Genomic DNA, 774 nt, shown 5'->3' on the forward strand with positions numbered 1-774 from the left:
GCCCTGACCACCGCGATCTGGCACAACCACCACACCGGCCAGCACGTCATGCGCTCCCTGACCGCCTACGACCACTAACCCTTCGCATCATTCATCTAGAAGACTGATGAAGATGTTGGGTTCTGGCTCCGCCGTGTGAGTGGTGGGGTCAGACTCGTTTCGTGGCGATGGGTGAGTGGTCCGGGGAGACGGTCGGGCCGGATGTGTGGGAGACCTGCCGGGAGTTGATTCCGGTGGGGAGTGTGTTCGCGTTCCTGGCCGAGTACCGGGGCCGGCTGTTCCCGGCGGCGATGTTCGCGGACATGTACCCGTCGGCGAACGGCCGTCCGAGCATGCCGCCGCAGGTTCTGGCCGCAGCGATCACGCTGCAGGCCCTGCACGGCCTTTCCGACTTCGAGACGGTGCAGGAACTGCGCTGCGATCTGCGGTGGAAGGCTGCCTGCGGGCTGGGTCTGCACGACACGGCGTTCGACTCGTCGCTGCTGGCCTACTTCCGGCGTCGACTCGACGCGCTCAGGCTGCTGGGCCACCTGCCCGAGCGGCAACTGGGCGAGAAGGCCGCGAACGCGGTGGGCCTGCTGGCCCTGGTCGCCGGGCAGGACGTCGAGCCCGCCGACGACTGCGACGGCCGCGACGGACGCTGGCGCATCACCCGCGCAACCGCACCCGAGCGGATCGTGTCCGTCGTCGACCCCGATGCCCGGCACGTCCACAAGACCCGCCGCCGTGGTGGGCGGCTTCAGCCTCGACGACTTCGCCATCGACACAGCCGGC

The 774-nt window shown here is 68.6% G+C and carries 1 protein-coding gene; it reads left to right on the forward strand.

Annotated elements, in window-relative coordinates; all coding sequences use genetic code 11:
- Positions 1–167: 167 nt before the first annotated feature.
- On the forward strand, positions 168–774 hold a 607-nt coding region (locus OO57_RS38995), incomplete at its 3' end, for a transposase (protein ID WP_033257483.1).

This window comes from Kitasatospora phosalacinea (assembly GCF_000717185.1).
GTDB lineage: Bacteria > Actinomycetota > Actinomycetes > Streptomycetales > Streptomycetaceae > Kitasatospora > Kitasatospora phosalacinea_A.